We start from the raw sequence: 282 nt of genomic DNA, 5'->3' as shown, positions 1-282 counted from the left end.
GCCGTGGACCGCTCGGCAGTGGTGACCGGCCTTCTCGGCGACTCCAGCGGCAGCGACATGCCGACGGTCACCATGGTGACCTTTCATCCTTCCTACGGCTACGAGGACTTCGTCGAAGGATTCAAACCCGCCCCCGCGGAAAGCGGCCCGGGGCTGAACCTCCGGTTGCAGGACGGGCTCTTCCTGCAAATCTGCAAAGCGGCCGCGCAGGCGCCGGACCGGAGATTCCTCCTCATCATCGATGAGATCAACCGTGGCGACCTGGCGCGCGTCCTCGGGGAA

General features: G+C 65.6%; 1 pseudogene. It reads left to right on the top strand.

Going from position 1 to position 282, the window contains the following annotated elements:
* Positions 1 to 282: pseudogene (locus ACSNOK_RS33935) on the top strand (ATP-binding protein); the annotation flags it as partial.

The organism is Streptomyces sp. URMC 126 (assembly GCF_051386555.1).
GTDB lineage: Bacteria > Actinomycetota > Actinomycetes > Streptomycetales > Streptomycetaceae > Streptomyces.
Note: the sequence above shows the minus strand (reverse complement) of the source record. Positions and strands in the feature narration are given on the sequence as shown.